The 5,554-nt window shown below is 59.7% G+C and carries 4 protein-coding genes and 1 pseudogene; 2 read left to right on the forward strand and 3 right to left on the reverse strand.

Annotated elements, in window-relative coordinates; all coding sequences use genetic code 11:
- Nucleotides 1-34: 34 nt before the first annotated feature.
- Together grxD and ACRESD_RS25260 are read right to left on the reverse strand one after the other, a co-directional pair.
- Nucleotides 35-373: a Grx4 family monothiol glutaredoxin gene (gene grxD / locus ACRESD_RS25255; RefSeq protein ID WP_034111962.1), complete on the reverse strand. Its 339-nt coding sequence runs from the start codon at nt 371-373 to the stop codon at nt 35-37.
- Between the two features lie 77 nt (nt 374-450).
- Nucleotides 451-2,560, reverse strand: a pseudogene (locus ACRESD_RS25260) (molybdopterin oxidoreductase family protein).
- Nucleotides 2,561-2,996: 436 nt separating this feature from the next.
- On the opposite strand from ACRESD_RS25260, the gene argF reads away from it, so the two are divergent.
- Entirely contained in the window at nt 2,997-3,917 is a 921-nt protein-coding gene (argF, locus tag ACRESD_RS25265) for an ornithine carbamoyltransferase (protein WP_431753395.1), read from the forward strand.
- Nucleotides 3,914-5,023 carry an ABC transporter ATP-binding protein gene (locus ACRESD_RS25270; RefSeq protein ID WP_431753396.1) on the forward strand — a complete coding sequence of 370 codons (1,110 nt, stop codon included), beginning with the start codon at nt 3,914-3,916 and terminating at the stop codon, nt 5,021-5,023. The genes argF and ACRESD_RS25270 overlap by 4 nt, the downstream gene beginning before the upstream one ends.
- A gap of 141 nt (nt 5,024-5,164) precedes the next feature.
- Here the strand turns inward: ACRESD_RS25270 and ACRESD_RS25275 are convergent.
- A partial coding sequence (locus ACRESD_RS25275; RefSeq protein WP_431753397.1) for an aminoacyl-tRNA deacylase occupies nt 5,165-5,554 on the reverse strand: 390 nt, incomplete at its 5' end.

Raw genomic sequence — 5,554 nt, forward strand, 5'->3', positions numbered from 1 at the left:
CTTTCGAGTAGCGGGGCTTTTTATTGCAGGCGAATCAAGCGTCTGTCTTGGCTGCCGCATTTGCCGCCGCTTCTTTGATCAGCGCTTGCAGCGAACCATCAGCCGCCATCTCAACGATGATGTCACTGCCGCCGACCAGTTCACCAGCCACCCACAGTTGTGGGAAGGTTGGCCAGTTGGCGTACTTCGGCAGGTTGGCGCGGATTTCAGGGTTTTGCAGGATATCCACGTAAGCGAATTTCTCGCCACACGCCATGACGGCCTGGGAAGCCTTCGCGGAGAAACCGCACTGAGGAGCGTTTGGCGCGCCCTTCATGTAAAGCAGAATGGTGTTGTTGGCAATCTGCTCTTTGATCGTTTCGATGATATCCATGGAACACCTCGGCTGGAACTTTGCGACTCACAGGTCGGCACGGTGGCGCATTGTAACGCAAAATCCCAGCGCAGTGCTCAGGCGGCTGCGACCTGTACAGGAACGCCATTGAGCGCAGCATTGCCCGATAATTCGTCCAATTGCCGCTCATCGGTCAAGTCATTCGCACTGGCTCCCGGCTGCCCACTGGCGATTGTCATCTGCACGCCTGGACGACCATGCCCCCAGCCATGGGGCAGGCTGACCACGCCAGGCATCATGTCCAGGCTGGCGAGCACCTCCACCTCGATCATGCCGATACGTGAGCTGACGCGCACCCGCTGGCCATCACTCAGTTGGCGTCGGGCCAAATCTTCGGGGTGCATCAACAATTGATGGCGTGGCTTGCCTTTCACCAGACGGTGATAGTTATGCATCCAGGAATTATTACTGCGTACATGCCGGCGGCCGATCAGCAGCAACTCATCGGCCATGGGTACCGGCTGCGCCGCGAACCGCGCAAGATCCTCCAGGATCACAGCCGGCGCCACCTGCACCTGACCATTGGTCGTCTTCAAGCGTGCAGCCAGATTGGGCTTGAGCGGCCCCAAGTCCACGCCATGGGGATGCTCCGCCAACATCGCCACCGACAAGTTTGTGATCGGAAGCATCGCCATATACGCCAGCGCGCAACCCGAAATCGATCATCTGCGCAGGCGCCATCGTCGGCTTGAGCACCACGCCCGTTTGTAAAGCAAACGCCTGGGCCAGGCCGACAAAGATCTCCCAATCATGCAGCGCGCCTTCAGGCTTGGGCAGGATCGCGCGATTGAAGCGGCTGATATTGCGCACGGCGAACATATTGAAGGTGGTGTCGTAGTGATCGTTTTCCAGCGCCGAGGTAGACGGCAGGATCAGGTCGGCATAGCGCGTGGTTTCGTTGATATAGAGGTCGATGCTGACCATGAACTCCAGGCCATCCAGGGCTTGCTCCAGTTGACGACCGTTGGGTGTCGACAGCACCGGGTTACCCGCCACCGTCACCAACGCTCGGATCTGTCCTTCGCCACCAGTGAGCATTTCTTCAGCCAGCGCCGATACGGGCAACTCGCCACCGTACTCTGGGCGCCCGGAAACCCGGCTCTGCCAACGGTTGAAATGCCCGCCACCGGTTGACGCCACCAAGTCCACCGCCGGCGTGGTGCACAACGCACCGCCGACACGGTCCAGATTGCCGGTGACCAGGTTGATCAGTTGCACCAGCCAATGGCAAAGCGTTCCAAAGGCCTGGGTCGAGACGCCCATTCGCCCGTAGCACACGGCCTTGTCGGCGGCGGCAAAATCCCGTGCCAACTGGCGAATCTGCTCTGCAGGCACCGCACATTGGCGGCTCATGCTGTCGGCCGTAAACCCGACGATGGCTTGTCGTACGTCCTCTAACCCTTCAACCGGCAAATGGCTGGCGCGGGTCAGGTTCTCGGTAAATAGCGTGTTGAGCACCCCGAATAACAGCGCTGCATCCCCGCCCGGACGCACAAACAGGTGTTGATCGGCCATCGCCGCCGTCTCGCTGCGCCGAGGGTCGACGACCACGACCTTGCCCCCCCGAGCCTGGATGGCTTTCAGGCGCTTCTCCACATCCGGCACGGTCATGATGCTGCCGTTGGACGCCAACGGATTGCCACCTAGGATCAGCATGAAGTCGGTGTGATCGATATCCGGGATCGGTAACAGCAGGCCATGACCGTACATGAGGTGGCTAGTGAGGTGATGGGGCAGTTGATCCACCGAGGTTGCGGAGAACCGATTGCGCGTCTTGAGCAGGCCAAGGAAGTAATTGCTGTGGGTCATCAACCCATAGTTGTGCACGCTTGGGTTGCCCTGGTACACCGCCACCGCATTCTGCCCGTGCCGCGCCTGAATACCTGACAACCGCTCGGCTACCAGCGCAAAGGCGTCTTCCCACGCAATCGGCTGCCATTCGCTGCCCACCCGCAACATCGGCTGGTGCAGGCGGTCCGGATCATTCTGGATATCTTGCAGCGCCACCGCCTTGGGGCAAATGTGCCCGCGACTGAAGGTGTCCTGCGGGTCCCCCTTGATCGAGGTGATCGCCAGGCTGCCGTCGTCGGACTGGGTGGTTTCCAGGGTCAGGCCGCAGATGGCTTCACACAGATGGCAGGCACGGTGGTGGAGAGTCTTGGTCATGGCCAGTCTCTTTATAAGGGCTTTGGCCAGACTATGGACCCGGCCCTACCGAGTCGCCAGCACCGTTCGCCGCATGAATCGGGGGTTATCAGGCCAAGCCATGTGTCTAAGCATGAGCAAATGTTTCAGAAGCTTCCCACGCAGTCTCTGAAACCGACGCAGCCTGGCCTGGGCCCGCCGCCGCGCATTGCAAAAGGTTGCGAGGCCAGTGTACAAATGAGCCGCTGCTGCCAGGAAACTGTCTTCAAAAGCGCTCTCGCGCCCTTCTTGAACACCCCTAAAAACGTAGCCCTATTGGTAAGACGCGACATTTAATGTCAATATCGCGCCTTCCCCTATTTCGTCGCCCCGTGCGGCTTTCGCCGCAGGTCTCGCCCGTTGTCACAATAAACAAGGCTTTGAGTATCTGCGGTCTGTTGCAAAAAGGTAGTTAATGATGAGCGCAAGGCACTTTCTCTCCCTGATGGATTGCACGCCCGAAGAGCTGGTCAGCGTGATCCGTCGAGGCATTGAGCTTAAAGACCTGCGTAACCGCGGCGTACTGTTCGAGCCTTTGAAAAACCGCGTGCTCGGGATGATTTTCGAAAAGTCCTCGACCCGCACCCGCTTGTCCTTCGAGGCCGGCATGATCCAGCTGGGCGGCCAGGCCATCTTCCTGTCGCCGCGTGACACCCAACTGGGACGGGGCGAGCCCATCAGCGATTGCGCCATCGTCATGTCGCGCATGCTCGATGCGGTGATGATCCGTACCTTCGCCCACAGCACCTTGACCGAATTTTCTGCCAACTCCCGTGTACCGGTGATCAACGGCCTGTCCGATGACCTGCATCCGTGCCAGTTGCTGGCTGACATGCAAACCTTCCTCGAGCATCGCGGCGCGATCCAGGGCAAGACCGTGGCCTGGATCGGCGATGGCAACAACATGTGCAACAGCTATATAGAAGCGGCGATCCAGTTCGACTTCCAGCTACGCATCGCTTGCCCGGAAGGCTATGAACCTGATGCGCGCTTCCTGGCACAGGCAGGTGATCGCGTCACCGTCGTGCGCGACCCGCGTGATGCGGTAGTCGGTGCACACCTGGTGAGCACCGACGTCTGGACCTCCATGGGCCAGGAAGACGAAACCGCCAAACGCCTGGCCTTGTTCGCGCCGTTCCAGGTCACCCGCGCACTGCTCGACCTGGCCGCGCCGGACGTACTGTTCATGCACTGCCTGCCCGCACATCGTGGCGAAGAAATCAGCCTCGACTTGCTGGACGACCCACGCTCGGTCGCCTGGGACCAGGCCGAAAACCGTCTGCACGCGCAAAAAGCCTTGCTCGAATTCCTGGTCGAGCCGGCGTACCACCACGCATGAGCCATCCACTCCTGCTGAACCTGCGCAATCTGGCATGCGGCTATCAAGATCAAAGGGTGGTGCAGAACCTGAACCTGCACCTCAACGCAGGCGACATCGGTTGTTTGCTCGGCTCCTCAGGCTGTGGCAAAACCACCACCCTGCGAGCCATTGCCGGTTTTGAACCCGTGCACGAAGGTGAAATCAGCCTGGCCGGCGAAGTCATCTCCAGCGCAGGGTTCACCTTGGCACCAGAGAAACGTCGGATCGGCATGGTGTTTCAGGACTACGCGCTGTTTCCTCACCTGAGCGTGGCCGACAACATTGCCTTCGGCATTCGCAAGCACCCGCAAAAAGACCGTGTGGTCGCTGAACTACTCGAACTGGTCAACCTGAAAAACCTGGGCAAACGCTTTCCCCATGAGCTTTCCGGCGGCCAGCAGCAACGTGTCGCCCTCGCCCGCGCCCTGGCACCGGAGCCACAGTTGCTTCTGCTGGATGAGCCATTCTCTAACCTCGACGGTGAACTGCGGCGCAAGCTCAGCCATGAGGTGCGTGACATCCTCAAGGCACGCGGCACCAGTGCGATCCTGGTCACCCATGATCAAGAAGAAGCCTTCGCCGTGAGTGATCAGGTAGGGGTTTTCAAAGAGGGCCGGCTTGAACAGTGGGACACTCCCTACAACCTCTATCACGAACCGCAGACACCTTACGTGGCCAGTTTCATTGGCCAGGGTTATTTCATCCGTGGTCAATTGAGCTCACCGGAATCGGTCAGCACCGAACTGGGTGACCTGCGCGGTAATCGCGCCTACACCTGGCCAACCGGTGGCGCCGTGGATGTGTTGCTGCGCCCGGATGACATCGTTTACGCGCCAGACAGCCCCTTGAAAGCACGGATTGTCGGCAAGACCTTCCTTGGCGCGTCAACCTTGTACCGCTTGCAACTGCCAACAGGTGCTCAGTTGGAGTCGATTTTCCCCAGCCATGCCGATCATCAGGTGGGGGCGGATGTGGGTATTCGTGTCGCCGCCGAACATCTGGTGCTGTTCCAGGCATCAGGCAGCGTGGCGGCGCAGATTCCTCAAGTCGAATCTGGCGTTCGCCGCTACAGTCCCGCTCACTGAGCAACTGACGAAACCGGATAAAAATGTGGGAGCTGGCTTGCCTGCGATGCAGACGCCTCGGCCTGTCAGTTGAACCGCGGTGATACCATCGCAGGCAAGCCAGCTCCCACATTAGATTTTTAGCGCATTCAGACGTGAGTTTCAGCCCCGCCCAATAGGCGCAAACTTGGCCTGGGTATGCTCAGCCAGTACCGCAGCCGGCAGCTCAACCTCCAGCCCCCTCCTCCCTGCACTGACAAAAATCGTCGCTAACGGCTGCGCCGTCACATCGATGAACGTGCGCAAGCGCTTTTTCTGGCCCAGTGGACTGATCCCGCCCAACAAGTAACCCGTGGCACGTTGCGCCGCTGCCGGGTCGGCCATCTCGACTTTTTTCACCCCCGCCGCGTGGGCCAAGGCTTTTAAATCCAGACTTCCGACGACCGGCACCACCGCCACCAGCAATTCACCTTTCTCACTGCTGGCCAGCAATGTCTTGAACACCCGGGCCGGGTCGAGCGCCAATTTTTCCGCGGCCTCCAAGCCATACGA

The organism is Pseudomonas sp., assembly GCF_050739995.1.
Taxonomy (GTDB): Bacteria; Pseudomonadota; Gammaproteobacteria; order Pseudomonadales; family Pseudomonadaceae; genus Aquipseudomonas.